The 26,774-nt window shown below is 73.2% G+C and carries 27 protein-coding genes; 16 read left to right on the forward strand and 11 right to left on the reverse strand.

The genetic code is table 11. The features are described from left to right. The first annotated feature begins 37 nt into the window (after window positions 1–37). Window positions 38–1,492 carry a hypothetical protein gene (locus BN39_RS05780; protein WP_019201420.1) on the forward strand — a complete coding sequence of 485 codons (1,455 nt, stop codon included), beginning with the start codon at window positions 38–40 and terminating at the stop codon, window positions 1,490–1,492. A gap of 19 nt (window positions 1,493–1,511) precedes the next feature. On the opposite strand, the gene BN39_RS05785 is transcribed toward BN39_RS05780, so the two are convergent. Then, entirely contained in the window at window positions 1,512–2,813 is a 1,302-nt protein-coding gene (locus BN39_RS05785; RefSeq protein ID WP_019201421.1) for a lipase family protein, read from the reverse strand. Window positions 2,814–2,978: 165 nt separating this feature from the next. On the opposite strand from BN39_RS05785, the gene BN39_RS23425 reads away from it, so the two are divergent. Further along, the gene (locus BN39_RS23425) at window positions 2,979–3,122 is read left to right on the forward strand and encodes a hypothetical protein (protein WP_159103228.1); all 144 of its coding nucleotides are present in this window, start codon (window positions 2,979–2,981) and stop codon (window positions 3,120–3,122) included. Window positions 3,123–3,136: 14 nt separating this feature from the next. Here the strand turns inward: BN39_RS23425 and BN39_RS05790 are convergent, their stop codons facing one another. Continuing rightward, complete coding sequence (locus BN39_RS05790) at window positions 3,137–4,042, reverse strand: 2-dehydropantoate 2-reductase (RefSeq protein WP_040765926.1); 906 nt, start codon at window positions 4,040–4,042, stop codon at window positions 3,137–3,139. Window positions 4,043–4,103: 61 nt separating this feature from the next. Next, window positions 4,104–4,727 (reverse strand): TetR/AcrR family transcriptional regulator, encoded by a 624-nt coding sequence (locus tag BN39_RS05795; protein WP_019201424.1) that lies wholly within the window; start codon window positions 4,725–4,727, stop codon window positions 4,104–4,106. Between the two features lie 92 nt (window positions 4,728–4,819). Here BN39_RS05795 and BN39_RS05800 point away from each other — a divergent pair, with 92 nt between their 5' ends. Continuing rightward, a complete protein-coding gene (locus tag BN39_RS05800; protein WP_019201425.1) occupies window positions 4,820–5,857 on the forward strand; it encodes an aldo/keto reductase in 1,038 nt (345 codons plus the stop codon). Window positions 5,858–5,890: 33 nt separating this feature from the next. Here BN39_RS05800 and BN39_RS05805 read toward each other — a convergent pair whose 3' ends face one another. Continuing rightward, complete coding sequence (locus BN39_RS05805; RefSeq protein ID WP_019201426.1) at window positions 5,891–6,520, reverse strand: TetR/AcrR family transcriptional regulator; 630 nt, start codon at window positions 6,518–6,520, stop codon at window positions 5,891–5,893. Window positions 6,521–6,614: 94 nt separating this feature from the next. Here BN39_RS05805 and BN39_RS05810 point away from each other — a divergent pair, with 94 nt between their 5' ends. The 3 genes from BN39_RS05810 to BN39_RS05820 are packed head-to-tail and all read left to right on the forward strand — an operon-like array spanning window position 6,615 to window position 9,858. After that, entirely contained in the window at window positions 6,615–7,487 is an 873-nt protein-coding gene (locus tag BN39_RS05810) for an SDR family oxidoreductase (protein WP_019201427.1), read from the forward strand. Then, window positions 7,484–8,401, forward strand: coding sequence for a patatin-like phospholipase family protein (locus tag BN39_RS05815; protein ID WP_019201428.1), 918 nt, complete (start codon window positions 7,484–7,486; stop codon window positions 8,399–8,401). Before BN39_RS05810 ends, BN39_RS05815 begins: the two co-directional genes overlap by 4 nt. Then, window positions 8,398–9,858 (forward strand): NAD(P)/FAD-dependent oxidoreductase, encoded by a 1,461-nt coding sequence (locus BN39_RS05820; protein WP_019201429.1) that lies wholly within the window; start codon window positions 8,398–8,400, stop codon window positions 9,856–9,858. Before BN39_RS05815 ends, BN39_RS05820 begins: the two co-directional genes overlap by 4 nt. A gap of 5 nt (window positions 9,859–9,863) precedes the next feature. On the opposite strand, the gene BN39_RS05825 is transcribed toward BN39_RS05820, so the two are convergent. After that, complete coding sequence (locus BN39_RS05825) at window positions 9,864–10,256, reverse strand: hypothetical protein (protein ID WP_019201430.1); 393 nt, start codon at window positions 10,254–10,256, stop codon at window positions 9,864–9,866. Between the two features lie 181 nt (window positions 10,257–10,437). Here BN39_RS05825 and BN39_RS05830 point away from each other — a divergent pair, with 181 nt between their 5' ends. Next, complete coding sequence (locus BN39_RS05830; protein ID WP_040765927.1) at window positions 10,438–10,998, forward strand: YdcF family protein; 561 nt, start codon at window positions 10,438–10,440, stop codon at window positions 10,996–10,998. Here BN39_RS05830 and BN39_RS05835 read toward each other — a convergent pair. After that, window positions 10,995–12,509, reverse strand: a complete 1,515-nt coding sequence (locus tag BN39_RS05835; protein WP_019201432.1) for a PucR family transcriptional regulator — start codon at window positions 12,507–12,509, stop codon at window positions 10,995–10,997. The two genes, BN39_RS05830 and BN39_RS05835, sit on opposite strands and share 4 nt — an antisense overlap. A gap of 90 nt (window positions 12,510–12,599) precedes the next feature. Here BN39_RS05835 and gabT point away from each other — a divergent pair, with 90 nt between their 5' ends. Both gabT and BN39_RS05845 read left to right on the forward strand, forming a co-directional pair. Beyond that, on the forward strand, window positions 12,600–13,940 hold the full coding sequence (gene gabT, locus BN39_RS05840; protein WP_019201433.1) for a 4-aminobutyrate--2-oxoglutarate transaminase: 1,341 nt from the start codon (window positions 12,600–12,602) through the stop codon (window positions 13,938–13,940). A 108-nt stretch (window positions 13,941–14,048) separates the two neighbouring features. Next, window positions 14,049–15,506: an aldehyde dehydrogenase family protein gene (locus tag BN39_RS05845; protein WP_019201434.1), complete on the forward strand. Its 1,458-nt coding sequence runs from the start codon at window positions 14,049–14,051 to the stop codon at window positions 15,504–15,506. 4 nt (window positions 15,507–15,510) lie between these two features. On the opposite strand, the gene BN39_RS05850 is transcribed toward BN39_RS05845, so the two are convergent. Genes BN39_RS05850 through BN39_RS05860 form a run of 3 tightly spaced genes read right to left on the reverse strand, consistent with a single transcriptional unit; the run spans window position 15,511 to window position 17,838 of the window. Beyond that, entirely contained in the window at window positions 15,511–15,876 is a 366-nt protein-coding gene (locus BN39_RS05850) for a hypothetical protein (RefSeq protein WP_019201435.1), read from the reverse strand. After that, window positions 15,873–16,295: a hypothetical protein gene (locus BN39_RS05855; protein WP_019201436.1), complete on the reverse strand. Its 423-nt coding sequence runs from the start codon at window positions 16,293–16,295 to the stop codon at window positions 15,873–15,875. The genes BN39_RS05850 and BN39_RS05855 overlap by 4 nt, the downstream gene beginning before the upstream one ends. Before the next feature lie 25 nt (window positions 16,296–16,320). Continuing rightward, entirely contained in the window at window positions 16,321–17,838 is a 1,518-nt protein-coding gene (locus BN39_RS05860) for a sugar transferase (RefSeq protein WP_019201437.1), read from the reverse strand. A 500-nt stretch (window positions 17,839–18,338) separates the two neighbouring features. Between BN39_RS05860 and BN39_RS05865 the strand changes: the two genes are divergently transcribed. From BN39_RS05865 to BN39_RS05880, 4 genes are read left to right on the forward strand one after another with little or no spacing between them, the layout of a single operon-like run. Next, window positions 18,339–19,586: a class I SAM-dependent methyltransferase gene (locus tag BN39_RS05865; protein ID WP_040765929.1), complete on the forward strand. Its 1,248-nt coding sequence runs from the start codon at window positions 18,339–18,341 to the stop codon at window positions 19,584–19,586. Between the two features lie 10 nt (window positions 19,587–19,596). Then, a complete protein-coding gene (locus tag BN39_RS05870; protein ID WP_019201439.1) occupies window positions 19,597–20,379 on the forward strand; it encodes a glucose-1-phosphate cytidylyltransferase in 783 nt (260 codons plus the stop codon). After that, complete coding sequence (locus BN39_RS05875) at window positions 20,376–21,029, forward strand: PIG-L deacetylase family protein (RefSeq protein ID WP_019201440.1); 654 nt, start codon at window positions 20,376–20,378, stop codon at window positions 21,027–21,029. Before BN39_RS05870 ends, BN39_RS05875 begins: the two co-directional genes overlap by 4 nt. After that, a complete protein-coding gene (locus tag BN39_RS05880; RefSeq protein ID WP_019201441.1) occupies window positions 21,026–22,042 on the forward strand; it encodes an NAD(P)-dependent oxidoreductase in 1,017 nt (338 codons plus the stop codon). Before BN39_RS05875 ends, BN39_RS05880 begins: the two co-directional genes overlap by 4 nt. An 8-nt stretch (window positions 22,043–22,050) precedes the next feature. On the opposite strand, the gene BN39_RS05885 is transcribed toward BN39_RS05880, so the two are convergent. Further along, window positions 22,051–22,605, reverse strand: coding sequence for a dTDP-4-dehydrorhamnose 3,5-epimerase family protein (locus BN39_RS05885; protein WP_019201442.1), 555 nt, complete (start codon window positions 22,603–22,605; stop codon window positions 22,051–22,053). Window positions 22,606–22,619: 14 nt separating this feature from the next. Between BN39_RS05885 and BN39_RS05890 the strand changes: the two genes are divergently transcribed. Then, on the forward strand, window positions 22,620–23,738 hold the full coding sequence (locus BN39_RS05890; protein WP_019201443.1) for a methyltransferase domain-containing protein: 1,119 nt from the start codon (window positions 22,620–22,622) through the stop codon (window positions 23,736–23,738). Then, window positions 23,735–25,069, forward strand: coding sequence for a glutamate-1-semialdehyde 2,1-aminomutase (locus BN39_RS05895; protein ID WP_019201444.1), 1,335 nt, complete (start codon window positions 23,735–23,737; stop codon window positions 25,067–25,069). Before BN39_RS05890 ends, BN39_RS05895 begins: the two co-directional genes overlap by 4 nt. A gap of 36 nt (window positions 25,070–25,105) precedes the next feature. Here the strand turns inward: BN39_RS05895 and BN39_RS05900 are convergent, their stop codons facing one another. Next, window positions 25,106–25,666 carry a hypothetical protein gene (locus BN39_RS05900; RefSeq protein WP_019201445.1) on the reverse strand — a complete coding sequence of 187 codons (561 nt, stop codon included), beginning with the start codon at window positions 25,664–25,666 and terminating at the stop codon, window positions 25,106–25,108. Between the two features lie 17 nt (window positions 25,667–25,683). On the opposite strand from BN39_RS05900, the gene BN39_RS05905 reads away from it, so the two are divergent. Next, window positions 25,684–26,769, forward strand: a complete 1,086-nt coding sequence (locus BN39_RS05905; protein ID WP_040765930.1) for a glycosyltransferase family 4 protein — start codon at window positions 25,684–25,686, stop codon at window positions 26,767–26,769. The last annotated feature ends 5 nt before the right edge of the window (window positions 26,770–26,774 follow it).

Genomic DNA, 26,774 nt, shown 5'->3' on the forward strand with positions numbered 1-26,774 from the left:
ACCAGCGCGAAGCACGACCGATCGGATCGGATCAGCCATGCACGCGAAGAAGCTGGGTGCCGCTGCGGCGGCACTGCTCACGGCCGCCGCCCTCGTCTCCTGCGGCTCGGACGACAAGGCGGACAGCCCCATCTCCTGGTCGTCCGTCACGGGCGACCAGTACACGGCGAACCCGGGTGCCTGGCAGACCGACGGTGTCCCCTCCCCCGCCCGGGACGTGACGATGCTCGGCGACCCCGTCGCCGCGCAGGCCGTGGCCAACGCCGGCCTGCAGCAGGGCACGATCACCGCGACGGGCGGCGACGCCACCGTCTACTACCCCAAGGCGCCCGACGTGCCGGGGCTGCCGGTCGCCCCGCCGGATGTGGCCCCGCCGCCCCCGCCGTTCGAGCGACCCGCGAACACCCGGCCGTGGAACTACACGGACCTGCAGCTGGCCGCGTACCAGGAGATCTGCGAGACGGGCGCGTGGAACGACTGGGTCGCGGGCCCCGACGTGCAGGCGCAGACCTGCTGGACCCTGTACGGGCGGCAGCTGGGCGTGCGGCCGTGGCATCCGGGCGAGCCCCGCCCGTGGGAGGAGCGCGACACCTGGCCCACCCCGTGGTTCGAGCCGGAGTTCCGCGCCGACGTCCCGGTCATGTGGGTGTACCCCAAGAGCTGGACGAAGCCCCGGCCGCAACCCGTGATCTCCGCGTCGATCGGCATCAACCTGCCGGGCAACCCGCACGCGAAGCCGAATCCGCGGTTCCGGGACGACCTGTTCTTCCCCGTGTGGGCCGTCACGCCGGGCCGGCCGGTCGCGGTCCGCGACCAGGCGCGGGTCGTCGCGCCGTACCTGCCGATCTACTCGTCCACGACGGTGACCCGGGAGACCTACTCCGCGCCTCCCGTGTACCCGGGCCTCACGCTCGCCACGATCCCCACGTCCGGCCGGGCCGACGTGGTGACCGCGGCACCCGGCCAGCAGGTGCTCGGCAACCCGTACACCGACGCGAAGGTCGTCATGCCGACCGCCGCGGCGATCCGGGGCGCGACGCTCTACAGCGGTTCCCGTGCCGATCTGATGACCCTGTACGGCGACGATGTGGACGTGCGGGTCGCGAGCGACCGCGAGAGCTCGACGACCACCCGCCGCACCTCGAAGGCGAAGAAGTCCACGTCGTCCGCCACCACGACCACGACGTCGGCGAAGAAGACGACCACGGACGAGACGACCACCAGGGCCCGCGCCACCACGTCCGACGAGACCAGCACGACGACGACCACCCGGCGGAAGTCCGCGGAGTCGACGTCGGAGGAGACGACGAAGACCACCAGCAGGGCACCGTCGAGCTCGAAGGCCGAGACCACTACGTCGAAGCGGGCGACGACCACCACGACCGCCCCGCGGACGTCGGCCGAGACGACCACGACGACCAAGGCGCGGACGACCACCACGACGCCGAAGCGCGCGGCGACGACGACAACGACGACCACCCCGGCCCGCTAGGCCGGGCGGGCGGGCGCCGTCAGATCCGGCGGCCCAGGGCCACCCGGGTGAGGGTGCCGGCGAGGCGCGCCGTGCGGCCGAGCTGGCGCGGCGAGGCCATGATCGAGCGCGTGTGCCGGTGCCCGGCGGCGACCGCGGGCTTCCCGTCGAGCCGGTCGGCGAGCCAGCCCAGCAGGAGCGGGGCCGACATGAAGTGCATGGAGAAGTGGTCGCTCCAGTCGTCGGTGCGGTACTCGACGTGGGTGCCGCCGGAGGCGTAGCGCTCGACGTGGGCCGCGGCGTCGCCGGCCGGCGAGATCTGGTCCCTGGTGGACTGCACCACGAGCATCGGCACCGTGGGCGAGGCCTGCCCGGGCCGGATGTCGTCGAAGATCTCCAGCAGCTTCGGCAGCTTCGCGATCTCCTCGAAGGTGATGCCGTCGCAGTAGTAGCCGAAGTCCTTGTGCGCCATCTTGCGGATGGCGCGCTCGGGGGTCCAGTCGAGGGCGTCCTCGTAGAACACCTTGCGGCCCTTGTCGTTCACGTGCTCGGCGAGCACCTCGCGCAGCGTCGGGTACTCGCGCGCCAGGGCGGCGATCACCAGCGTGGGCAGGCCGGTGAACAGGGTGTTGTTCAGGTACACGAACACGTTGCCCGGGTCGGAGACGGGCGCGCCCACGGCTCCGGCGATGAGGTTCAGCTCGGGGGCGTACGACGGTGCGATCTCCGCCGCCCAGGAGGTGGCGAGGCCGCCGCCGGAGTAGCCCCAGACGCCGAGGCGGGTGTCGGGTGCGAGGCCGAGGGGCTCGTGCGCGAGCGCGGCGCGCAGGCCGTCGAGCACCATGTAGCCGGGCTCGCGGGGGATGCCCCAGCGCCCCGTCTGGCCGCCGTGGTCGGGCACGGACACGGTCCAGCCCTTGGCGACGGCCGCGGCGATGAACAGGTACTCGATCTGCGGGAACGAGGCGTCCTCGGTGCGCACGCCGTGCTGCAGCACGTAGGAGGGGAAGGTCTTGGGGTGCAGGGAGTCGATGGCGCACTGGTAGGAGACCAGCGGGGCGCCGGGCTTCGCGCCGCGGGCCGGGGCGATCACGGTGGTCGCGGTGACCTCGGGCTCGCCGTGCATGTTGACGGTGCGGTACAGCAGCTGGGTGGCGCGCACCTTCTGCTTGATCCGGCCGAGGAAGCCGATCGTCACGTCGCGGTGGCGGAGCACGGTGCCCTCGGGCGCGTCCTCGAAGCCCGACGGTGCGTCGAAGAACGGGTCGAGGCCCACCGGCTGGGGCTCCGCGGGGGCGGGCCACTGCTCGGCGAGCTCGGTGCGGATCTGCACGGCCGTCATTCCAGTCCTCCTGATTGGGCGGTCGAGGGAACTGTACACGCAGTTGGGACAGATCTGAAGAATCTGTCCCACCGGGGTCCGGTGAACTTCCCGTGAATACCCCACATCGGCACGTGCAGCGAATTAATGTTGCCCGGTCCAAGTACAGATAGAGGTGGACCTCCGATGACCCCTGGCGATCGTGTGCAACTCCGCGAGGAGGCCCTGACCTACGGCACGGTGCTCAGCGCCGACGGCGACGCCGTGTCCGTGAAACTCGACGACGGCCGCGCCGTCGCCGTGCACCGCGAGGCGCTGGTCCTGCTGTAGGCCGGCGGCGCTCGTCAGCGGGTCGCGCGCTGCAGGGCGTCCGCGCGCACCTGGGTGAGCGTGAGGTCCAGGAGCGGGACGGCCACCCCGAGCCCGCGGGCCCGCGCCGCCAGGTCGCCCAGAACGGGCTCGGCCTCGGTGGGCCGCCCGGCGACGAGGTCGCGGTAGAGCGACGAGGTCACCGGGGAACCGGTCGCGGTGAGCACGGCGACGGTCCGCTCGTGCGACGCCGCGGAGACCGGATGCCCCGCGGCGGCCGCCACCGCCTCGGTCTCGGCGATCACCGCGCGCACGTGCGCCTCGCCGCCCGCCTCCAGAACCGCCCCGATCGGCGCCCGGAACAGGCAACACACCACGCCCATCGCGGCGATGAACGCCCACTTCTCCCACATCGCGCCGGTGATGTCCGGGCTCACCACGAGGTCGATCCCGGGCACGTCGAGGGCCTCCGCGAGTGCGGGGTGCCCGGCGGGCACGGTGACGACGGACAGGTCGGTCAGCTGGGTCACGGCACCGTCGTCCTCGAGCGACGCGACGATGTGGGCCAGGCCCCCGAGGACCCGCCCGGGGAACGCCTCCTCCAGCGGGCCGAGGTGGGCCATGCCGTTGAGGACGGGCAGGACGACGGTGCCGGGGCCCACCGCGGGGCGGACGTCCTCGATCGCGGCGTCGAGGCCGGCGGCCTTGACGGTGACGATCACCAGGTCGAATCCGGCGGGTTCGCGGTGCAGTTCCGCGGCGGTGATCGCCCGGGCGGGGCGGGTCGCGTCCCCGTCGGGCGCGCGCAACCGCAGCCCGTCGCGCCGGAGCGCCTCCGCGCGGGCCGGCCGGACGAGGAACGCGACGTCGCGTCCGGCGTCCACGAGCCGCGCGCCGAACGCACCGCCGGTCGCGCCCGCGCCCACGATCAAGATCCTCACGCCGCCTCCGCTCCTGGTCCCCGCCCTCACGATCGCAGGTCGCGCGGGATTCCGCGCCCGATCACCGCTCCCCGCCTCCGGGCCGCTCGGCGCGCACGAACACGCCCGCGCGGACCGCGGCATCGGCGGCGTGGGCCGCGGCGCGGGCGTCGTGCCCTGTGAGGGGCTCGGTGCGGGTCAGCAGGCCGTAGTACAGCGGCGCCGACACCGCCCGGATGACGGCGGCGGGGTCGGTGCCCGCGGGCGCCTCGCCCCGCTCGACGGCCGCCTCGACGCACGGCGCCCACTCCGCGGTGCGGGCATCGTAGAACCGCTGCAACGCCGCGGCGGTGCCGTCGTCGCAGGTGGCGGCGGCGATGACGGCCTTGAACAGCCGGCCCTGCCGCGGATCGGAGAGCGTGCGCCGTACCAGCGACGCCTGGGCCTCGAGGTCGCCGAGGAGGCCGCCGGTCTCGGTGCGCGGCACCGAATCGTCGGCCATCTGCGTCAGCAGGTCCGCGACCAGGCCCGTCGGCCCGCGCCAACGGCGGTAGACGGTGGTCCTCCCCACGTCCGCCCGGCGGGCGACCTCGGCGGGGTCGAGCGCCTCGAATCCCCCCTCGGCCAGGATGTCTCCCGTCGCGCGCAGCACGTCGCGCCGCACCCGGGCGGTGCGCCCGCCCGGCCGTTCCGTCGGTCCGCTCATTCACCCATCGTAAACGGTACTGCTGTTTCATTAGAACCGGATCGGTGCTACCGTCGCTAACGGGATAACTATTCCGTTTAGGAGGATGAGAGATGGAGTTCCGACGACTGGGCCGCTCCGGCCTACTGGTGCCCGAGCTGAGCTTCGGTGCGGGCACGTTCGGCGGGCGCGGCCCGCTGTTCGGCGCGTGGGGCAGCACCGACGTGGCCGAGGCCCGCGAGATCGTGGACGTCGCACTCGACGCGGGCATGACCATGTTCGACACCGCGGACGTCTACTCGGACGGCGCCTCGGAGGAGGTGCTCGGCGCGGCGCTGGCCGGCCGCCGCGATCGCGTCCTGATCTCGACGAAGGCGGGCCTGCCCACCGGCGACGGCCCCGGCGACGCGGGCACCGGCAGGGGCCGCCTCATCGACGCCGTGGAGGCGGCGCTGCGGCGGTTGCGGACCGACCGGATCGACGTGTTCCAGTTGCACGCCCACGACGCGGGCACGCCCGTCGAGGAGGTGCTGTCCACGCTGGACCGGCTGGTGGCGGACGGGAAGATCCGGTACGTGGGCGTCTCCAACTTCGCCGGGTGGGAGCTCATGAAGTCGCTCGCCGCCGCCGATCGCCACGGCTGGAACCGGTACGTGGTGCACCAGGTCTACTACTCGCTGATCGGCCGCGACTACGCGCGCGAGCTGATGCCGCTCGGCGCGGCCGAGGGCGTGGGGGCCATGGTGTGGAGCCCGCTCGGGTGGGGCCGGCTCACGGGCCGGATCCGCCGGGGCGCGCCGCTGCCCGAGGCCAGCCGGCTGCACCGGACCGCCGAGTTCGGGCCGCCGGTGGACGACGAGCTGCTGTTCTCCGTGGTGGACGTGCTGGACGAGATCGCCGCCGAGACCGGGCACACCGTGCCGCAGGTGGCGCTCAACTGGCTGCTGCGCCGGCCGACGGTGTCCTCGGTGATCGTGGGCGCGCGCACCGTCGAGCAGTTGCGGCAGAACCTCGGCGCGGTGGGCTGGCGCCTGGACGCGGAGCAGATCGCCCGACTGGACGCGGCGAGCGCGACCGAGGCCCCGTACCCCTACTTCCCGTACCGGCGGCAGGAGGGCTTCGCGCGCGTCAATCCGCCGCTGGCCGGCTGAGCGTGCGGGCGCGGCGCGTGCGGACGCGGCCGGCTACAGGACGCCGGCCGCGAGCATCGTGAGCGTGCTGCGCATCGACGCGATGACGGGCTCGGCCGAGAGAGTGGGGTCCACGGCGCGCTGGATCCCCAGGCCGATGCCGGCGCTGAGCAGCAGATCCGCCGTGTCGCCCAGTTCGTACAGATCGGCCTCGGCGTCGGCGATCGCGTCGTCCGGCGCGTCGCCGCGCAGGAGTGCGCGCAGCATGTCCACGACGGTGCGCTGCGCCGCGTTGCGCAGGTCCACGACCATCGCGCGCAGGTGCGGGTCGTTGCGGGAGACGGTGACGAACTCCAGCTCGAGCATCGTCCAGCCCACGTCGCCGACGGTGCGCTCGACCCATTCGGCGATCCGGTCGATGCGGTCCTGCAGGTCGCCGGGGGCGGTGGCCAGTTCGGTGAGCTGGCCGATCTTGTCGTCATGGAGCGCGGCGAGCACCTCGCGGCACAGGTTGGGCTTGTCCACGAAGTTGGAGTAGACCGCGCCCTTGGAGTACCCGGCGCGGTCGGCGATGTCCTCGAGCGATGCCGCCGTGTAGCCGACTTCCAGGAACCGCGCCCGCGCCGCGGTCAGCAGGTCGGCGCGCGTCTGCGCGCGCTGTTCCGCCCGGGTCAGCCTCGCCATGGGAGAAGAATACCGCCATCCGGTCTTCAAAAACCTTCGGTATTCGGATACTGTCGGTTTCATTCTGAGGACGGATCGACGGAAGGACCCCTCGATGGCACTGTTCGGCACCTCGCGCCGGCACCTGGACGCACTGGACGGCGCGACGGTCGTGATCACCGGCGGTGCACGCGGCATCGGCGCGGCGACGGCCCGGCTGTTCGCGGGGCACGGCGCGCGCGTCTGGATCGGCGACGTGGATCGCGAGGTCGCGGAGACCACCGCGGCGGGGATCCCGGGGGCGCGCGCCGCCCTGCTCGACGTGACGGATCGCGCCTCGTGGGACGCCTTCCTCGCCGAGATCGACTCCCCCGTGGACGTGCTGGTCAACAACGCGGGAGTCATGCCACTGGGCGCGTTCGACTCCGAGGCGGAGGCGACCACCGACCTGATCCTCGACGTCAACGTGCGCGGCATGCTCAACGGCATGCGCGCCGCGCTCCCCGGCATGGTGGCCCGCGGCCGCGGGCACATCGTCAACATCGCGTCGATGGCCGGCATGATCCCGATCCCGGGCATGGTCACCTACAACGCCAGTAAGTACGCGGCGCTGGGCGCCTCGCTCGGCGCCCGGCGCGAGTACGACGGGACCGGCGTCTCCGTCTGCGCGATCCTCCCGGCCGCGGTGCGCACCGAGCTGTCCTCGGGCGCGCAATTGGGCGGCGCGCTGCCCACCGTCGACCCCGAGGACGTCGCGGCGGCGGTCGTCGACACGCTGCGCACCCGCGCGGCGCGGACCTCGGTGCCGAAGTGGGTGGCGCCCGGGTGGAGCCTGGTCGAGGCCTTCGTCCCCGAACCCGTCGAGCGGCTCGCCCGCAGGCTGGCCGACGACCGCCGCGGGCTCGCGCTCGACGCGGGCGCCCGCCGCGCGTACACGGACCGGATCGAGCGCCACGCCGGCGCGCATGCCGAGGAGGCCGCCCGATGACCCGGGCCCTCGTCATCGGCTGCGGCGGCACCATCGGCGGCGCGTGGACGATCGCCGCCCTCGCGGCGCTGGAGGAGCAGTCGGGTTGGGACGTGCGGGACGCCGCCGTGTTGCAGGGCACCTCCGCCGGTTCGGAGATCATCACGATGCTGGCCGGGTACTCGGTGGCGGACCTCGTGGCGATGCAGGAGGGGCGCTCGGAACATCCCGTGCTGCAACGACATCTGGCCGCCACCCCGCCGTCGCTGCCGCGGCTTCCGTTCTCGCTCCCGTCGGCGCCGTCCACGCTGTGGAGCCGCCGCGGCGGGCACGCGCCGCTCACCGGGATCGCGCCGCGCGGCCGCGGCGACGCGGGCTGGCTGCAGGAACTGGCCGACGCGGTCGCCGGGCCCGGCGGGCCTGTGCCCCCGAGGGCGCGGATGGTGGCGTACGAACCCGCCTCGGGGGAGCGCGTCGCGTTCGGCGCGCCGGGTGCGCCGAAGGCCACGGTCGGAGACGCGCTCCGCGCGTCCTGGGCCATCCCGGCGTGGATGCCGCCCGTCGAGGTGGAGGGCCGCACGTTCGTCGACGGGGGCGCCGCGTCGACCGCCTCGGTCGACCTGGTCTCCCCCGCCGACGCGGACGAGATCGTCGCGGTGGTCTCCATGGCCTCCGCACCCGGCGTCCGCGGCCCGGGCCTCGGGGGCCTGCTGGAGCACACCGCGCTGCGCCGACCCATGTCGTCCGTGTTCTGGCAGGAGGTGGCCGTGGCGAGGGCCCGGGGCCAGAAGGTCACGGTGATCGCGCCCGACGGTGCCGACCTGGCCGGCCTCGGTGCGAACTTCATGGCGCGGGGACGCCGCGCGCGGGCCTTCGAGGCCGCGCGCCGCACCGCGCCCGCCGCCGTGCGCCGCGGCCTGGAGGCGGCGCGATGACCGAACCCCGGGTGGTGGTCATCGGCGCCGGCGTCGCCGGCATCTCGACCGCGTACGTGTTGCAGCAGCAGGGATTCACCGATTGGGTCGTGCTGGAGAAGGGCTCCGACGTGGGCGGCGTCTGGTACTGGAACCACTACCCCGGCCTCACCTGCGACGTCCCGTCGCAGATCTACCAGTTCGCGTTCGCGCCGAAGCCGGACTGGGAACGCGTGTGGGCCACCGGCCCGCAGATCCAGCGGTACCACCGCGACGTGGTGGACGAGCTGGGGCTCGCGGACCGGATCCGGTGCGACACAGAGGTCCTCGCCGCCGAGTTCGACGATGCCGACGGCACCTGGACGCTCACCCTGAGCACCGGCGAGACGATGGTCGCGGACTTCGTGGTGTGCGCCACGGGCGTGCTGGAGAACCCCGCGATCCCCGACATCGACGGCCTCGCCGATTTCGCCGGACCCGTCGTGCACACCGCGCGGTGGGACGACTCCCTGGTCACCGACGGCAGGAAGATCGCGGTGATCGGCACGGGTTCGACCGGCGTGCAGGTGGTCTCGGCGCTCCAGCCGGGCGCCGCGGGGATCACGCACTTCGTGCGGTCGCCGCAGTGGGTGCTGTGGGCGCCGATGGGCCTGCCGCAGGTCGGCGCGGTCTCGGCGCTGTTCCGCCGGGCGCCGGGGTTGCTGGACCGGGTGCACCGTGGATTGCTCTGGGGCTCGGGGATCCTCGCGGACATCGTGACCACCCCGTCGTGGCGGCGGAGGGCCGTGCAGGCCTATGCACGGCTGTCCCTGCGCGCGCAGGCCCCCGCGCGGCTGCGGGAGGACCTCACCCCGGACTACGAACCCCTGTGTAAGCGGCAGGTGGTCTCGGGGTCCTACTACCGGGCGATCCGGGCACGGAACGCGTCGCTGGTGACCGAGCGGATCACCGGCGTCGAGCCGGGCGGCGTCCGCACCGCGGACGGCCGGCTGCACGAGGCCGACGTCCTGGTGCTGGCCACGGGGTTCCGGGCGCACGACTACATGCGGCCGATGGAGGTGACGGGGCGCGAGGGGATCAAGCTCGACGACGCCTGGGCCGACGGTCCGCGGGCGTACCGGATGACGGCGGTCCCGGGCTTCCCCAACCTGTTCACCGTGCTCGGGCCCAACTCCCCGACGGGCTCGATCTCGCTGCAGTTCTCGGCGGAGCTCAGCGCGAAGTACATCGCGCAGTGGCTCACCCGGTTCCGCGACGGGGAGCTCGCGACGGTGGAGGTGACCGAGGAGGCCACCGACGCGTTCAACCGGCAGGTGGCCGAGGCGATGGTGCCCACCGTGTGGAATACGGGCTGCAATTCCTGGTACTTCACCGAGGGCGGGACCATCGACCTGTGGCCGTTCGACCGGAAGACCATGGTGCGCATGCTCTCCCGCCCCGAGGATGCGGACTTCCACGTGCGGGTACCGGCCCGCTGACCGGTTCAGCGCTCGCGGGCGAAATCCACGGGTAGCCACGGATCGGTGTCGTCGGCGCCGGGGCTGCGGAACCCGTGCGCCGGCGTCGGCACCTCGCTGATCGCGCGCGAGATCAGCGAGCGGCGCGGACTGCCCCGCAGCGGCGGGCCGGCGACCAGGCGAAGCGGGTGGAGTCCGGGGCGGCGGCGGGGGCTGCTCGGCGCGCCGCATCTGCGACTGCAGGCGGGTCTGGACGAGGGCCAGCTGACCGTCGATCGCCGTGAGCGCGATCCCGAGCTGGGCGGTTTGAGCGCCAGGCGCACGTCCTTGGTGGACTCGTCGGCGCTGACCGAGGGCTCCGCGGAGGCCGGGAGCGCGGTCGCCGCGAACGTCAGCCCGCCCGCCGCGACGGCCACCACGACGGCGATCAGCGCCGTCCCCGAGAGGGCCCGGGCCGCTCCGAGGGCCGCCGTGACCGCTACGCGGATCCGTCCGTCGCCGGGTGGTTGCTCATCGGTCCGATGGTTCGCGGCGCGCGCCCCAACCCGTCTCGCACGGTGTCACAGCGGCGTCACAGATCCGCGCCGGTAGGCTGCCGGTGTGCGGCGATTGCAAAAACTGCTGTGGTGCACGGTGCTCGTCACGATCGTCGTGCTCGCCGCCGTGGGCGGCGTGGGGTACCTGGTGTTCGGCGCCGCGCACGACGATCCGCTGCGCAAGGTCGACGCGGTGATCGTGCTGGGCGGCGAGCACGACGGTCGCGAGCAGTACGGCCTGCAGATCGCCGAGGCGGGGTACGCGCGGAACCTCGTGCTGTCCGACCCCTACGGGGAGCACGACCCGCTCATGCGCTCGCTGTGCGACCGGACCGTCGGCGAGGTGGCGATCACCTGCGAGGTGCCGGTCCCGAGCACCACCCGCGGGGAGGCGATGTTCACCCAGCGGCTCGCGGACCGGAACGGCTGGAAGTCCGTCATCGTGATCAGTTGGGGGTACCACCTGCCGCGCGCCGAGTACATCTTCAGTAACTGCTTCGCCGGTCAGACGGTGATGCGCGCCGTCCCCCGCTACTACGACTACGGCCCCGCCGACTGGGAACTCATCTACCTCTACCAGTCCTTCGGCACCGCGAAGGCCGCCCTCCAGGGCTCCTGTTCCTAGTCGTCCTCGCGCGCCAGGAGGGCGAGCAGCAGTTCGGCGCGCACCCGGGCGGAGCGCAGGTCCACGCCCAGCACCTCCTCGGCCTTCGCGACGCGGGCGCGCACGGTGTGCCGGTGCGCGCCGGCGGCCGCGGCGGCGCCCTCCCACTGGCCGTTGTTCTCGAGGAACGCGCGCAGCGCGGGCAGCAGCGCTCCGCCGTGTCGGGCGTCGTGCGCACGCAGCGGGTCGAGCAGCGCGCGGTCCAGGCCGGCCAGCACGTCCCGGGCCCCGTCGTCGGCCAGCAGGGTGCGGCCGGCGAGCGCCGCGGATTCGACGAGCGGTCCGCCCGGGCGGGCGGAGCGCGCGGCCAGGGTGCCCGCGGCCGTGGCTTCGGCGACGGCGCCCGCGGGATGCGAGGAACCGAGCCCCACGCGCAACCGCGAACGCAGGCCGCGCGGTACCCGCGCGAGGAGCGCCTCGGCGATCACCGCATCGTCGTCGGCCCCGAGTAGCGCGACCACCCCGCCCGCCGCGTCCACGACGAAGGCCGGCCGCCCCGCATCGTCGAGCGCGGTGCGGAGGGCGGCGACGACGTCGTCCGCGGCGCCGGTCCCGCCGATCGCCACCAGCGCCCGCACCCCGTGGGCGTCGGCGGCGTCGGCCACGAGCCGCGCCACTCCCTCCGCGGCGCCGCCCGGCGAGAGCACGAGCCGCAGGGCCTCCGCGTTCATCCGCCACTGCACGGCGCGCAGCCGGCGGGGCTTCTCGAAGTCCAGGGCGAGAAGCGAATTCGCGTGTCCGATGAGCACGTGGTCCACGGGCGCGGGTTCGCGCGCGAGCACAACGGCGAGGTGCCCGTATCCGCGGTCGCCGACGCGGACGGGCTGCGTGACCACGGTGTCCGCGCCGCGGGGTGCGGACGCCGACGACGCCGGGTGCGCCCGGGCCTGGTCGCCCACGGCGCGGCCGGACTCCTCCGCGGCCCCCGCCGGGTGGGCGAGCACCACCCGGCCGCCACGATCCAGCAGGAGGGCCGCGCCCCCGCATCCCGCGGCGAGTTCGCGCAGGGTGGCCGACGGTCCGCCGGACACCGCCGCGCGCGTCATCCGCTGCTGGGCCCGGGCGGCCGCCGCCTGCGACCGGTTCTCCCGCCGCGCCAGCTCGTCGATCACGGTGTGCGCCACCGCGACGAACGGGGTGGGCAGCGGCACGTCGACCAGGGGCAGCCCGACGTCGTCGGCGGCGGCGATCAGGTCCGACGGTGCGCTGTCCCGCGAAACCCCGACGCCGAAGCCCAACGCCGAGACGCCCCGTGCCGCGAGCCGCTGCACGTAGTCGCGGCAGCCGGCACCGTCGGGCGGGATGCCGATGCCCGTGGTCAGGAGCATCTCCCCGCCCGACAGCCAGGGGGTGGGGTCGGCCAGCTCGGTGGTCATGACGAACGTGACGGCGCCGCCGACCCCCGCCTCGCCCGCGCGCAGCCGCAGGCCGAGGCTCCGCTGCGCGAGCAGCCACCGCACCGTGACGGCCATCGTCCGCCGCTCCAATCCGTCGACCAGTCGAGGTTGACGACTCCATTCTGGCAGCTGCGGGGGCGGGGTCGGCGGAGCACAGTGAGACCCATGACTGAGATCGCCTACCGCCTGCCCCAGAAGCGCACCCTCGTGACCGCCCTGCCGGGGCCCGAGTCGGTGCGGATCGCGGAGCGCCGCCGCGCCGCGGTGGCCGGCGGGGTCGGCTCCTCCGTTCCCGTGTACGCCGCCGACGCCGACGGCGGCGTGATCCTGGACGTGGACGGGAACTCGCTCATCGACCTGGGCTCGGGCATCGCCGTGACCAGCGTCGGCGCCTCGGACCCGCGGGTGGCGGCCGCCGTCGCCACGCAGGCCGCCCGGTTCACCCACACCTGCTTCATGGTGACGCCGTACGAGGGCTACGTCGCCGTCGCCGAGCGGCTCAACGCGCTCAACCCGGGCGATCACGAGAAGCGCACCGTGCTGTTCAACTCGGGCGCCGAGGCCGTGGAGAACGCGATCAAGGTGGCGCGCCTGGCCACCGGCCGCGACGCGGTGGTCGCGTTCGACCACGCGTACCACGGGCGCACCAATCTCACGATGGCGCTCACCGCGAAATCGATGCCCTACAAGAAGGACTTCGGGCCGTTCGCCCCCGAGGTGTACCGCATGCCGATGTCCTACCCGTACCGGGACGCCGGCGTCGACGGCGCGGCCGCGGCCCGTCGCGCGATCGACCAGATGGAGAAGCAGCTCGGGGCCGATGCGGTGGCCGCGATCATCATCGAGCCCATCCAGGGCGAGGGCGGCTTCATCGTTCCCGCGCCCGGATTCCTCCCCGCGCTGCAGGAATGGGCGAACGCCAACGGCGTCGTCTTCATCGCCGACGAGGTGCAGACCGGATTCGCCCGCACCGGAACATGGTTCGCGTGCGAGGACGAGGGCGTGGCGCCCGATGTGATCACCATGGCCAAGGGCATCGCGGGCGGCATGCCGTTGTCGGCGATCACGGGGCGCGCCGATCTCCTCGACGCCGTGCACCCCGGCGGCCTCGGCGGCACCTACGGCGGTAATCCCGTCGCCTGCGCCGCCGCCCTCGCCGCGTTGGACACCATGACCGAACTCGATCTTCCCGCCCGTGCGCGGGCCATCGGCGAGCGGGCCCTGCCCCGGCTGCGAGCCCTCGCCGGGGAGCTCGACGTGATCGGCGACGTCCGCGGCCGCGGCGCGATGCTCGCGATCGAGCTCGTGCGGCCGGGCACCTCGGAGCCGGACCCGGAGCTGACCAAGGCGGTCGCGGCGAAGGCCCTCGCCGCCGGCGTGGTGGTCCTGACCTGCGGCACGTACGGCAACGTCATCCGCCTGCTCCCGCCGCTGGTGATCGGCGACGAGCTGCTCGACGACGCGCTCACCGTCCTCGAGGCCGCCGTCCGCGAAGCCGCCGCCTGACCCGGCCACCCCCCTTCCTGACTTAACAGCGTTAGCCCAGAAGCCCACCTGGGCTTTCGTCTGCATTCCCTGCTACCTACCCGCGAGTACCCGACCCGAGAGGTCTCCGTGAACGTCACCGATCTGTTGAACTCCGTCCCCACCGGCTTGTGGCAGGGCGGCCGCTCCGCCCCGAGCGAGTCCGGCCGCACCTTCGAGGTGCTCAACCCCGCCACCGGTCGGGTGCTCACCTCGGTCGCGAACGCGACACCCGCCGACGCGCGAGCAGCGCTCGACGCCGCCTGCTCGGTGGCCGACGAGTGGGCCGCGACCCCGCCGCGGCGGCGCGCGGAGATCCTCCGCGCCGCGTTCGACGCCGTGACCGCCCGCGCGGAGGACTTCGCGCTCCTGATGACCCTGGAGATGGGCAAGGTGCTGCCCGAGAGCCGCGGCGAGGTGGCGTACGGCGCCGAGTTCCTGCGCTGGTTCTCCGAGGAGGCCGTTCGGATCGGCGGCCGCACCGCCACCGCACCCGCGGGCACCGGCGAGATCGCCGTCGTCAAGGAGCCCGTGGGCCCGTGCCTGGCGATCACGCCGTGGAACTTCCCGCTCGCCATGGGAACCCGCAAGATCGGCCCGGCGCTCGCCGCCGGCTGCACCATGATCGTCAAGCCCGCCGAGGACACCCCGCTCACCATGCTGCTGCTGGCGCGGGTGTTCACCGAGGCGGGCCTCCCGCCCGGGGTCCTCTCGGTACTGCCGACCCTGGACGCGCCGGCCGTGGTCGCCGAGCTGATGAACGATTCTCGGCTGCGCAAGGTCTCGTTCACCGGCTCCACCGCCGTCGGCAAGAAGCTACTGGCGCAGGCCTCGGAGAACGTGCTGCGCACATCGATGGAGCTGGGCGGCAGCGCCCCGTTCCTGGTCTTCGACGACGCCGACCTCGACAGGGCCGTCGACGGGGCGATGCTCGCCAAGATGCGCAACGGCGGCGAGGCGTGCACGGCCGCCAACCGGATCCTGGTGCAGAACGGGATCCGCGAGGCCTTCACCGCGGCCCTCACCGAGCGGGTGGCGGCGATGGAAGTCGGCCCGGGCTGGGAGGATTCGTCCACGATCGGACCGATCATCACCGAGAAGCAGCGCTCCTCCATCGCGGCGCTGGTCGACGACGCCGTCGCCGCGGGGGCGATCGTCCGCACGGGCGGCGGCAAGGTCGACGGTGCCGGGTTCTTCTTCGAACCCACCGTCCTGGAGGCGATTCCCGACGGTGCGCGGATCCGCCGGGAGGAGATCTTCGGCCCCGTGGCCGCGATCGTCGGCTTCGACACGGAGGACGAGGGTGTGGCGCTGGCCAACGACACCGAGTACGGCCTCGCCGCCTACTTCTTCACCGAGAACATCGGCCGCGCGCAGCGCGTCGCCCGGCGCCTGCAGGCCGGCATGGTGGGCGTCAACCGCGGCGTCATCTCCGATCCCGCGGCACCGTTCGGCGGGATCAAGCAGTCCGGCCTCGGATCGGAGGGCGGCAGCGAGGGCATCGCGGAGTACCTGAACACCAAGTACATCGCGCTCCCGCCCGCCTGACGGATCAGGTGAGGCGGGGGAACTTCAGGTACGCGAGGCCCAGGACGTCGATCGCGATGTAGCCGAGCAGCGCGGCGGCGGCCGCGCCGCCGAGGATCACGGCCGCGCGCCACCACTGCCGCCGCGGGGTGCAGTGCAGCATCCACCCGATACCGACGAAGCTCACTACCGCGCCGAACACCGCCACCGGGTAGACGGCGAAGCCGGGATCGGCGGCGATCCGGGTCATCCGGGCGACCGCGCCCAGGGCCACCGAGACCGCGAGCGTCGCCACGAGCACCCGCAACCACGGGTCGCCGGGCGCGGCCACGAGCCGGTAGCCGAGCACCGCGCTCACCGCTCCGCCGACCCCTATCGCGAGCACCGTCATCGGCGCGCCGCTCGCGCGATCCGCACCACGCCCGCGGCGGCGGCGAATCCCAGTGCCGCCGCGACGGGGGCGACCAGCAGGAAGCGCACTCCGGCCGCGGGCGGCACCGCGATCAGGCCGATCACGGCGTAGACGCCCACGGACGTGAGGCCCGCACCCACACCGAACACGAGGAAGCCGAACCACCGGTCCCCCACCCGCGCCCGCGCCTGGAACAGCAGTCCGGCGACGAAGGTGATCACCGCTATCCCGGCGAACCGCGCGTCGAAAGCGAGGTGGCGCCAGGCCGACTGATCGGATAGCAGGTGCGCCGCGATCGCACTCGTCGCGCCGCCGAGACCCACGCACAGCAACGTCCTCCGGTCCGTCGGCAGTGGCCGCTCGACCGGGGGCGCGACGTCCGCGCTCGTGTCGTTCACGGCTCCGACGATACGGGGACGGGCCTCAGTACGCGCCGTCCGAGGTGAGCACCGTCCGGAACGTGCGGGCGATGATCCCGATATCGGTGCCGAGCGACCAGTTCTCGACGTAGCCCACGTCGATCCGGATCGACTCGTCCCACGAGAGGTCGGAGCGGCCGCTGACCTGCCACGCACCGGTGACACCGGGCTTGACCAGGAGCCGCCGCCGCATCACCGCCGGGTACTGGTCCACCTCGTGCGCCAGTGCCGGCCGCGGGCCCACCACGGCCATGTCGCCGCGGAGCACGTTGAAGAACTGCGGCAGCTCGTCGAGGCTGTAGCGGCGGATGATCCTGCCCACCTTGGTGACCCGCGGATCGTCCTTGACCTTGAACAGGGGCCCCGCGCCCATGTCGTCACCGGACAGCCGGTCCCGGCGGGTATCGGCGTCGACGTACATGCTGCGGAACTTGACCATCCGGAACGGGCGGCCGTCGGCGCCGATCCGCTCCGCGCGGTAGAACACCGGGCCACGGCTGTCGACGCGGATCGCGATCGCGATGACCAGCATGACCGGGGCGAGCGCGGCGAGCCCGCCGCCGGCGACGGCGAGGTCGAGCATCCGCTTGCCCGGACCGAAGGAGCGGCGCGGTCGCGGATGCGCCACGTGCACCATCGGCGTGCCCCCGATGTCCTGGTGCGCCAAGCGATGGCCGGCGACGTCCGCGAGACCGGTGGTCACCACGAGTTCGACGCCCATGGCCGCGAGGCGCCACGCGAGGTCTCGGACAGCGTCCGGGCCGAGGGCGTCGGTGGCCGTGAGCATCACGACGCCCGCACCGGTCTCGCGGACTGCGGCCTCCACCTCGCGGTCGCTGCCCGCCACCGGGATCCGCGTGCCCCGTACCTCGATCGCGTCGGCCAGCGCGGCGTCACCGGCGGGCAGGCACACGCCCACGATCCGGGAGTGGGAGGCGGTGATGAGCGCGCGCGCCGTGGCCGTCGCGGCCCCGTAGCCGCCGACCACGAGGGTGGGCGCGACCGCCGCCGCGCGGCCGTCGCCGCGGAGGTGTCGCCGCCACCACAGGCGGCTGAGCAGCGTTCCGACCAGCAGCACCGGGCCGACCACCACGACCAGCGCCCGCGGCAGCAGGTGGGGGAAGAACAACGCGACCACGACGAGCGGGCCGAAGACGGTGCGCACGGTGCCGATCACGCGCCGCAGCTCGGCCGCGCCCATCCCGAGGGCGGGCACCGCCAGGGGCGCGTTGCGGGTGAGCAGGTGGAACCAGACGGCCACCGCGACCGTGGTGCTCACCAATACCACCGGTGCGGATGCGTGCTCGGCCAGGCCGCAGAACAGGCCGGCTGCACCGGCGAGGATCGCGATCATGAGGTCGACGCCGGTGATGGCCCGCTCCAGGCGCGCCCGGCCGGCCCGCGCGTCCGGGTCGACGACGGTGCGCGGAGCCTCGGCGACGGACTCGTCCACGACGGGGTCCGCTACGCGGGCGGGGCCGCTACCGGTGGACGGCGCACCGGTCATGTAATCGATCGACATGGCCCCTCAGGATCGTCTCGCTACTCCAATGGATCAGCAATCGGCACGGCGAGTAAAGGGTCATGAATAAACATCAACCCGCATTGCGATCACGAACCGTTTCGCACGAAATGCACCGAAGCATCCGTACGACCGTCGCGACAACACCCTCACCGCAGACCAGGCTCCCGATCGCTGTGGCGACCACCGGGGAGAACACCTGATGGGTCCTCATCCCCGTCGACCTGGTTCGATCCGTCCGTGACGCTCACCATGACGGCGGGCTTGCCGGGGCCGGTCGATCGACTGCCTGTGCCACGCTAGTCGGCCGACGTTGCGATCGCAATGCGCCAACACCATTTGCAACCAGAAATGGGGTGATCGTCACACGAACACTTTTGCGCGGAGCACGACGAATACCTCCGCCGTCGAATACGGGGGTTGACTGGTTTATGCTGACAACTCACACCGGATTCGGCGAGGGGATCGCCGGCCACGAACGCCGAGGAACGGAAGCCTTCATGAAGTGCCGTCTGTGCGGTTCGCCGCGACTGCGCAGCGTCGTCGACCTGGGCGCCACGCCGCCCTGCGAGAAGTTCCTCACCGCCGACGAGCTGGACCTGCCCGAGCCCACGTACCCGTTGCACCTGCGGATCTGCGAGGAGTGCCTGCTGCTGCAGATCCCGGCGCTGATCCTCCCGGAGGAGACGTTCTCCGAGTACGCGTACTTCTCGTCGTACTCGGCCAGCTGGGTCGATCACGCGCGCCGTTTCGTGCACGGCGCGATCGAACGCCTGGAACTACGCCCCGAGCAGCTGATCGTCGAGGTGGCCAGCAACGACGGCTACCTCCTGCAGCACGCCGTGGCCGCCGGCGTCCGGTGCCTGGGCATCGAACCGTCGGTCAACGTCGGCGCCGCCGCGCGCGAGAAGGGCGTGCCCACCGTGACCGCGTTCCTCGACGAGGACACCGCGGCCGCCGTGCGCGCGGAGCACGGGCCGGCGAACCTGGTGGTCGCGAACAACGTGTACGCCCACATCCCCGACCTGCTCGGCTTCACGAAGGGCCTGCGGGGCCTCCTGGCCGACGACGGCTGGCTCAGCATCGAGGTGCACCACGCGCTCCCGCTCGTCGCCGAGGGCCAGTTCGACACCGTCTACCACGAGCACTTCCAGTACTACACCGTGCTCTCCGCGCAGCGGGCGCTCGCGACAGCCGGCCTCACGGTGGTCGACGTGGAGGCGATCCCCACGCACGGGGGCTCGATCCGCCTGTGGGCCAGGCCCGACGGTGCGGCCGGCGCACCGTCGGAACGCGTGGCCGAACTGCTGCGGGAGGAGGCCGAGGCCGGCCTGCACGAGGTGTCCGGCTACGCCGGACTGCAGGCGAGCGCCGAACGGGCCCGGCAGGAACTGCTGCGCTTCCTGCTCGACTGCAGGGCACAGGGCAAGCGGGTCGCCGGGTACGGCGCGCCCGGCAAGGGCAACACGTTGCTCAACTTCTGCGGGATCCGCACGGACCTCCTCGAGTACACCGTGGACCGGAACCCGTACAAGCACGGACGATTCACGCCCGGCGCGCGGATCCCGATCCACGAGCCGGAGCGCCTCGACGCCGATCGGCCCGATGTGGTGGTGGTCCTCCCCTGGAACCTCGAGGCCGAGATCACCGAGCAGCTGCGCCCGCTCGTCGACCGGGGAACGGAGCTCGTCTACCCGATGCCCCGACTGCACGCAGCGCGGCCGGCCGCCGCTGTACCGGAAGCCTGAGGAGGCGACGATGAAGGTGGTCCTGTTCTGCGGCGGCTACGGAATGCGCATGCGCAACACCGCCGACGACATGGTGCCCAAGCCCATGCAGCTGGTGGGGCCGCGGCCGCTGATCTGGCACGTGATGCGGTATTACGCGCACTTCGGGCACACGGAGTTCATCCTGTGCCTGGGCTACGGCGCCCAGCACATCAAGAACTACTTCCTCAACTATCGCGAGACCGAGTCCAACGACTTCGTGATCCGCGGCGGCGAGGTGGAGCTGCTGTCCGCCGACATGCGCGACTGGACCATCAGTTTCGTGGACACCGGCCTGGAATCGGCCATCGGCGAACGACTCCGGCGCGTTCGCCCGTACCTGGACGGCGACGAGTACTTCCTCGCCAACTACGCCGACGTGCTCAGCGACGCCCCGATGAACACCATCATCGACCGGGTGCGCGAGACCGGTTCGTCGGCGTCGATGCTGCTCGTACCGCCGCAATCCTCGTTCCACTGCGTGGACGTGGACGGCGACGCGAAGGTCACCGGCATCACCCCCGTCTCCGAGTTCCCCATCTGGGAGAACGGCGGCTACTTCGTCCTCACCCAGGACGTGTTCGATCACCTGCCCGAGAACGGGGACCTGGTGGCCGACGCGTGCACGGCCCTCGCCGAGCAGGGAAAGCTGCTGGGCTATCGGCACCGCGGCTTCTGGAAGCCCGCGGACACCTTCAAGGAGCGGGCCGACCTGGACGCCGGGTACGCGCGCGGCGACCGCCCCTGGATGGTGTGGAAGGAACCCGCGCGGTGATCGCCCTCGACGCCGGGCCGCTGTCGGAGGTCGCGGTCCTCGGCGCACATTGCGACGACATCGCCATCGGCATGGGCGGCACCCTGCTCCAGCTGTGTGAGGCGAATCCCGGCCTGCGCGTGCACGCCTGGGTCGGCAGCGGTGCCGGGACGCCCCGCGAGGCCGAGGAACTGGGCGCGCTCGCGGCGTTCGCCCCCGGTGCCGACCTCCGGGTGACCGTGGCCGACCTGCCCGACGGCCGCGCCCCCGCGCACTGGGCGCGGGCCAAGGCGGCGCTGGGCGAGTTCCGGCGCTCGGCCGACCCCGAGGTCGTGTTCGCCCCGCACCGGCACGACGCGCATCAGGACCACCGCCAACTGGCCGAGCTCGCGCCCACCGAGTTCCGGGACCAGCTGATCCTGGGGTACGAGATCCTCAAGTGGGAGACGGACACTCCGCGACCGACGGTCCTGGTACCGCTGACCGCGGACACCGCCCGGGCGAAAACGCGGCTGCTGCACGAGCACTACCCGTCGCAGACCGCGCACGACTGGTTCGACGACGAGGCGTTCCTCGGCCTGGCGCGGCTGCGCGGTGTGCAGTGCCGCGCGCCCTACGCCGAGGGATTCATGGTGGACAAGGCGATCGTACGATTCGGAGGACGGCGATGAAGGTTCTGCTCACGGGCAGCCAGGGCTACTTGGGCACGGTGATGGCGCCGGTGCTCGCCGCCGCGGGGCACGAGGTGACGGGCCTCGATTCCGGGCTCTTCGCCGACCGCGTGCTCGGCCCGGCACCGTCGGACCCGCCCACCCGCACCACAGACCTGCGGGACGTGACCGCCGCGCAGCTGGAGGGGTTCGACGCCGTGATCCACCTCGCGGCGCTCTCCAACGATCCGCTGGGCTCGCTCGCGCCGGAGGTCACGTACGACATCAATCACGCCGCGTCCAGCCGGCTCGCCCGGCTGGCGAAGGACGCTGGCGTGTCCCGGTTCCTCTACGCCTCCACGTGTTCCGTGTACGGCGCCGCCGGCGACGGACTGGTGGACGAGGACGCTCCGCTCAATCCCATCACTCCCTACGCGATCAGCAAGGTGCGGGTCGAGGACGACGCGGCGGCCCTCGCGGACCCCGACTTCACCCCCGTGTTCCTCCGCAACGCCACCGCGTTCGGGTTCTCTCCGCGGCTGCGCGCCGACATCGTGCTCAACAACCTCATGGGGTACGCGGTGCTCACCGGCGAGGTGCTGGTGCTGTCCGACGGGACGCCGTGGCGGCCGCTCGTGCACGCGCAGGACATCGCGCGCGCGTTCGCCGCGTGCCTCACGGCCCCGAGGGCGACCGTCTCGGCACGGGCGTACAACATCGGCACCGAGCGCAACAACGTCACCGTCGCCGAGATCGCGCAGGCCGTGGTGGACGTCGTTCCCGATGCCGCGGTGCGGATCACGGGCGAGGCGGGCGCCGACCCCCGCTCCTACCGGGTCGATTTCTCCCGAGCCCGGGACGAATTGGGGTTCGAGGCGAGCTGGACGGTGCCGGACGGTGCGGCGGAACTGCACCGCGCGTACACCGACTACGGGCTGACCACGACCTCCTTCCAGCAGGACTTCACCCGGCTCGCCCGCCTGGAGCGCCTGCAGCGCGACGGGATCATCGACGGATCGATGCGCCGCGCATGATCGCCGCGTCAGCCCAGGCGGGACCGCAGCCCCGCCCAGCTCCCCGCCGCGGCGTCCCGCGCGGACACGACGCGCTCGGCGAGCGGCCACTCGATCGCCAGATCCGGATCCGCGTGGTGCACAGCGAGATCCTCGCTCGGGTCGTGCGGCCGGTCGATCCGGTAGCACACGTCCGCGATGTCCGTGAGCGCCTGGAATCCGTGCAGGAAGCCCGGCGGCACGTACAGGGTGTGGAAGGCCTCGTCGTCGAGCCGGAACGCCTGCGAACGGCCGAAGGTGGGCGAGTACGGCCGCGCGTCCACCAGCACGTCGTGGATCGCGCCGCGCGCGCAGCGCACCAGCTTCGCCTCGCCCCGCCCGGCCCGGCCGTGCAGGCCGCGCAGCACGCCGCGTGCGGAACGGGACTGGGAGTCCTGCACGAATCGCGCGGCGGCACCGGGATCCCCGAGGTGCGCGTCGAACACCTCCGCGTCGAAGGTGCGCGTGAACAGGCCGCGGTCGTCGCGGTGCGGGGTGGGCACGAACAGCACCACGTCCGCGAGATCCGTGTCTTCGATCTGCATGGGGTCATGCTGCCATGAGGCACGCCCGCCCGTGCCGCGGCTGCGGTTCCGTGAAGCTGACCCGGGTCCTGGACGTGGGCCGGGTCCCCGCCGCGGATCACTTCCCTCCCGCGGGCTCCCCCGTGGCCGCATCCGAATCCGCCCACCCGCTGGCGATGGACCTGTGCGCGTCCTGTGGCCTGGCCCAGCTCGCCGCGGACGACACGGCCGCGGACGAGCCGCGCGGAGTGGAGCCGCGAGCACTGCGCGAGCAGGCCGCGGACGCCGTCGCCCGGGTGGCCGCATCGCATCTGCTCCGGGGATCGACGGTGCGCGAGTTCGGCAGTCCGCACGGCGGATCGTGGCTGCCGCTGTTGGCGGAGCGCGGTTTCCGTACCGTCACCGCGGGCCCCGCGGACGTGGTGATCGACGGTTTCGGCATCATGCACGACGCAGATCAGCGCGCGGCGTTCGCAGCGCGCGCGGCGGCCGTGGCACCCGGCGGGGTGCTGTTGCTGCAGTACCAGCCCCTCGGCGGAATCGTCGCGAACCTGCAGTGGACGGCCCTGCGGCACGGGCACTTCGCGTACTACACCCTCACGGCCCTCCAGCGCCTGCTGGCCGCCGCGGGCATGGAACCCGTGCGCGCCTTCGAGTTCGACCTGTACGGCGGCACCGTGCTGCTGGCCGCGTGCCACACCGGCGCCGCCGGGAGGACCGCCGACGACCCCGCCGTCCGGCGGATCCTCGCCGCGGAGGCCGACGGTGGGCTCACGACGCCCGCGGGCCTGCGCCGCCTCGCGGCGGCGCCCGACGCGCAGGCGGGCGCCCTCCGGGAATGGGCCGAGGCGCACGCCGCCGCCGGGCGCACCGTCGCCGCGTACGGCGCGGCCTCGCGGGCGGTGGCGCTGTTCGCCCTCGCCGGGCTGGACGCGCGCCTCGTGACCTGCGTCGCCGACGCGTCCCCGGCCAAATACGGGCGACGCATGCCGGGCACCGACATCCCGATCGTGCCGCCCGAGCGGCTGGCCGAGTTCGACGGGCCGGTGCTGCTGACGATCCCCGACTTGCACGACGAGGTGCTCGACGCCTGGCCCGCGCTGCGCGGCCGGCTGGTGACCGGCCCTGCCGGAGAGGAGGTTCCGCGTCCATGACCGACCCCGGCTTCTCCCGCTCGAACGAGCTGCAGCGGCGCCTGCACCACCTGGTTCCGGGCGGTGCGCACACCTACGCCCGCGGCGCCGACCAGTACCCCGAGGGCATGGCGCCCGTGCTCGTCCGCGGCCGTGGCGCTCGGGTGTGGGACGCCGACGGCAACGAGTACGTCGAGTACGGGATCGGGCTGCGCGCCGTCACCCTCGGCCACGCCTACCCGCCGGTGACGGACGCGGTGCGCGCGGTGCTCGACGACGGCCTGAACTTCAGCCGGCCCACCGTGCTCGAGCTCGAGGCCGCCGAGGATTTCCTGGACCTGGTGCCCACCGCCGAGATGGTGAAGTTCGCCAAGAACGGCTCCGACGCCACCACGGCGGCGCTGCGGCTGGCCCGCGCGGTCACGGGACGCGACACGGTGGCCGTCTGCGAGCAGCCCTTCTTCTCGGTGGACGACTGGTTCATCGGCGCGACGGAGATGAATGCGGGGGTCCCGCGGCCGGACCGGGAACGCACCGTGCGGTTCGGCTACAACGACGCCGACGCACTCGCGGACCGGTTCCGGGAACGCCCCGGGCGGATCGCCGCGGTGTTCCTCGAAGCCGCCACGGCGCTCTCCGAGCCCGAACCCGGCTTCCTGGAACGGGTCCGGGACCTGTGCGACGAGCACGGGGCGCTCCTGGTGTTCGACGAGATGATCACCGGGTTCCGCTGGTCGCCACACGGCGCGCAGTCCGTGTACGGCGTCGTGCCGGACCTGTCGTGCTGGGGCAAGGCCATGGGCAACGGTTTCCCGATCTCCGCGCTCGCGGGCCGGCGGGAGTACATGGAGCGCGGCGGGCTGAACACCGACGCCGACCGGGTGTTCCTGCTGTCCACCACCCACGGCCCGGAATCGGTGTCGCTGGCCGCGTTCCGCGCGGTCGCGCGGGCCTACCGCGAGGGCGACCCCATCGCCGCGATGGAGCGCCGGGGACGCAGGCTGGCCGACGGCGTGAACGCGGCGGCGGAGGCCGCAGGGGTGGGCGACGCGGTGCGGGCCGTCGGCCGGCCGTCGTGCCTCGTGTTCACCACCCGCGACGCCGACGGTGCGCCGTCCCAAGAGTTCCGGACCCTGTTCCTGCAGGAGCTGCTGCGGCGCGGCGTGCTCGGCCAGTCGTTCGTGATCTCCGCCGCGCACACCGACGCCGACGTCGACCACACCGTCGCCGCGGTCGCCGAAGCCCTCGTGCCGTACCGGCGGGCGCTCGACGCGGGCACCGTCGAGGGCCTGCTGCGCGGGCGTCCCGTGGCCCCCGCCCTGCGCCGCACCGCCGCCCCACGCCGGCTCTAGCAGCACTCCCGCGCCGTCCGAGCGGAGCCGGCGCCGTCACCGGAGGTAGGTGAGCATTCTGGCGTCGGTCCAGCGGCCCACCGGCGGCGCCCAGCCCTCGTCGACGAACCCCGCGGCGAGGAACGTCCCGGTGAGCGGTTCGTCCGCGGCGACGGTGAGCGAGACCCTCCGCAGGCCGGGGACGGCGCGCAGCAGGTGGTCGGCGAGGGCCGCCAGCGGCCCCGCGAACCGACGATCCGGATGCGACCCCAAGGGCACGAGGTGCACCTCCGCGGTCGCGGTCCCGGGGTCCACGCGGCAGACCGCGGAATCGGTCCCGCCCTCCGGGTAGTGGACGATCGGGGCGAACAGGTTCCCGTCTCGCGCGGCGGTCCGCGCGGCGTCCGGGCGCATACCCGCGCCGGTGGCGGCGGCGACCGCCACCTCGTCGCTGAGGAGGGTGAGCACGGCGGAATCCGACTCCAGGTGCAGATCCCGGTCGAGGAGGCGGTCCGGGTCGTGCATCCTGGCCCGCGCCGCCGCGCGCGCCCGCCGGGCCGCCAGCCTGGCCGCCGCCACGCCCAGCGGCAGGAGGGACTTCCGCTCGGTACTATTCACTCGGTTATCCTAGATGTGTGACTGCAAACACGCGCGTTCTGGTGGTCGGCCCCGCGCCGCCGGGGCCCTCCAGCCGCGGCGGCATGGCCACCGTCGTGGGGCACATGGCGGACCAGCGTGATCCCGGCATCGAGGTGCGTCTCGTCACGACCTACGTGGACAGCTCGATCGGTCAGCGACTGCGAGCCGGGGCCGGTGGCATGCTGCGGGGCACGATCGCCGTCGCCCGTCGGGACGTGGATGTGGTGCACGTACACCTCTCGCACGGCGGCAGCGTGGTGCGCAAGTCGCCGATCCTGTGGGCCGCCCGCCTCCGCGGGGTGCCGGCCGTCGTTCACGGGCACAGCTTCGGTTTCGGCGCGTGGATGGCGGGGCTGCCCACCGTGGCGCGCTCGCTCGTGCGGGGTGCGCTGCCGGCGGACCGGTGGCTGGTGCTCGGGGAGGGGCTGGCCGAGGAGTACCGGACCGCGCTCGGCCTGCCGGGCTCCGCGGTGGACGTCCTCTACAACCCGGTCGCGACGGCCCCGGTGGCGCCGCCCGGGACCCCGGCCGCCCCCGACGACCGCGTGGAGGCGGTCGCCCTGGGCCGCCTCGGCGCCCGCAAGGGCAGCTACGACCTCGTCGCCGCCGTGGCGTCGCTCCCGGCCGGCGTGCGCGACCGTGTACACGTGACGCTGGCGGGCGACGGCGAGGTGGCTGAGGTCCGCGCCGCCGTGACGGCGGCGGGGCTCGCGGACACGATCACCGTGCGGGACTGGCTGGGCCCCGCGGAGCGGGACGAGTTGCTCGCGGCCGCCGATGTCTTCGTCCTGCCGAGCTACGAGGAGGGCCTGCCGATGGCCCTCCTGGAGGCGATGGCCGCCGGCCTGGCGCCGCTCACCACGCCCGTCGGAGGCATCCCCGAGGCGGTGACGGACGGGGTGGACGGACTGCTCGTATCGCCGGGCGACGTGCCGGCACTCGCGTCGGCGCTGGCCGTGCTGGTGAGCGCGCCGGAGAGGCGCGCGGTGCTCGCCGCCGGCGCCCGCCGCCGTGCCGAGGACTTCGCGCTGGACGAGTGGCGCGCCCGTCTCGCGGCGCTCTGGACGTCGCTCGCCCGTTGACCCCG

Origin of the sequence: Tsukamurella sp. 1534 (assembly GCF_000312385.1) — a bacterium.
Classification (GTDB): Bacteria; Actinomycetota; Actinomycetes; order Mycobacteriales; family Mycobacteriaceae; genus Tsukamurella.

Excerpts from the sequence above, each read along its gene's own strand:
- BN39_RS05780 (WP_019201420.1), top strand. The coding sequence starts at position 38 with ATGCACGCGAAGAAGCTGGGTGCCGCTGCGGCGGCACTGCTCACGGCC.
- BN39_RS05785 (WP_019201421.1), bottom strand. The coding sequence starts at position 2,813 with ATGACGGCCGTGCAGATCCGCACCGAGCTCGCCGAGCAGTGGCCCGCC.
- BN39_RS23425 (WP_159103228.1), top strand. The coding sequence starts at position 2,979 with ATGACCCCTGGCGATCGTGTGCAACTCCGCGAGGAGGCCCTGACCTAC.
- BN39_RS05795 (WP_019201424.1), bottom strand. The coding sequence starts at position 4,727 with ATGAGCGGACCGACGGAACGGCCGGGCGGGCGCACCGCCCGGGTGCGG.
- BN39_RS05800 (WP_019201425.1), top strand. The coding sequence starts at position 4,820 with ATGGAGTTCCGACGACTGGGCCGCTCCGGCCTACTGGTGCCCGAGCTG.
- BN39_RS05805 (WP_019201426.1), bottom strand. The coding sequence starts at position 6,520 with ATGGCGAGGCTGACCCGGGCGGAACAGCGCGCGCAGACGCGCGCCGAC.
- BN39_RS05810 (WP_019201427.1), top strand. The coding sequence starts at position 6,615 with ATGGCACTGTTCGGCACCTCGCGCCGGCACCTGGACGCACTGGACGGC.
- BN39_RS05815 (WP_019201428.1), top strand. The coding sequence starts at position 7,484 with ATGACCCGGGCCCTCGTCATCGGCTGCGGCGGCACCATCGGCGGCGCG.
- BN39_RS05820 (WP_019201429.1), top strand. The coding sequence starts at position 8,398 with ATGACCGAACCCCGGGTGGTGGTCATCGGCGCCGGCGTCGCCGGCATC.
- BN39_RS05835 (WP_019201432.1), bottom strand. The coding sequence starts at position 12,509 with ATGGCCGTCACGGTGCGGTGGCTGCTCGCGCAGCGGAGCCTCGGCCTG.
- gabT (WP_019201433.1), top strand. The coding sequence starts at position 12,600 with ATGACTGAGATCGCCTACCGCCTGCCCCAGAAGCGCACCCTCGTGACC.
- BN39_RS05850 (WP_019201435.1), bottom strand. The coding sequence starts at position 15,876 with ATGACGGTGCTCGCGATAGGGGTCGGCGGAGCGGTGAGCGCGGTGCTC.
- BN39_RS05860 (WP_019201437.1), bottom strand. The coding sequence starts at position 17,838 with ATGTCGATCGATTACATGACCGGTGCGCCGTCCACCGGTAGCGGCCCC.
- BN39_RS05865 (WP_040765929.1), top strand. The coding sequence starts at position 18,339 with ATGAAGTGCCGTCTGTGCGGTTCGCCGCGACTGCGCAGCGTCGTCGAC.
- BN39_RS05870 (WP_019201439.1), top strand. The coding sequence starts at position 19,597 with ATGAAGGTGGTCCTGTTCTGCGGCGGCTACGGAATGCGCATGCGCAAC.
- BN39_RS05880 (WP_019201441.1), top strand. The coding sequence starts at position 21,026 with ATGAAGGTTCTGCTCACGGGCAGCCAGGGCTACTTGGGCACGGTGATG.
- BN39_RS05885 (WP_019201442.1), bottom strand. The coding sequence starts at position 22,605 with ATGCAGATCGAAGACACGGATCTCGCGGACGTGGTGCTGTTCGTGCCC.
- BN39_RS05890 (WP_019201443.1), top strand. The coding sequence starts at position 22,620 with ATGAGGCACGCCCGCCCGTGCCGCGGCTGCGGTTCCGTGAAGCTGACC.
- BN39_RS05895 (WP_019201444.1), top strand. The coding sequence starts at position 23,735 with ATGACCGACCCCGGCTTCTCCCGCTCGAACGAGCTGCAGCGGCGCCTG.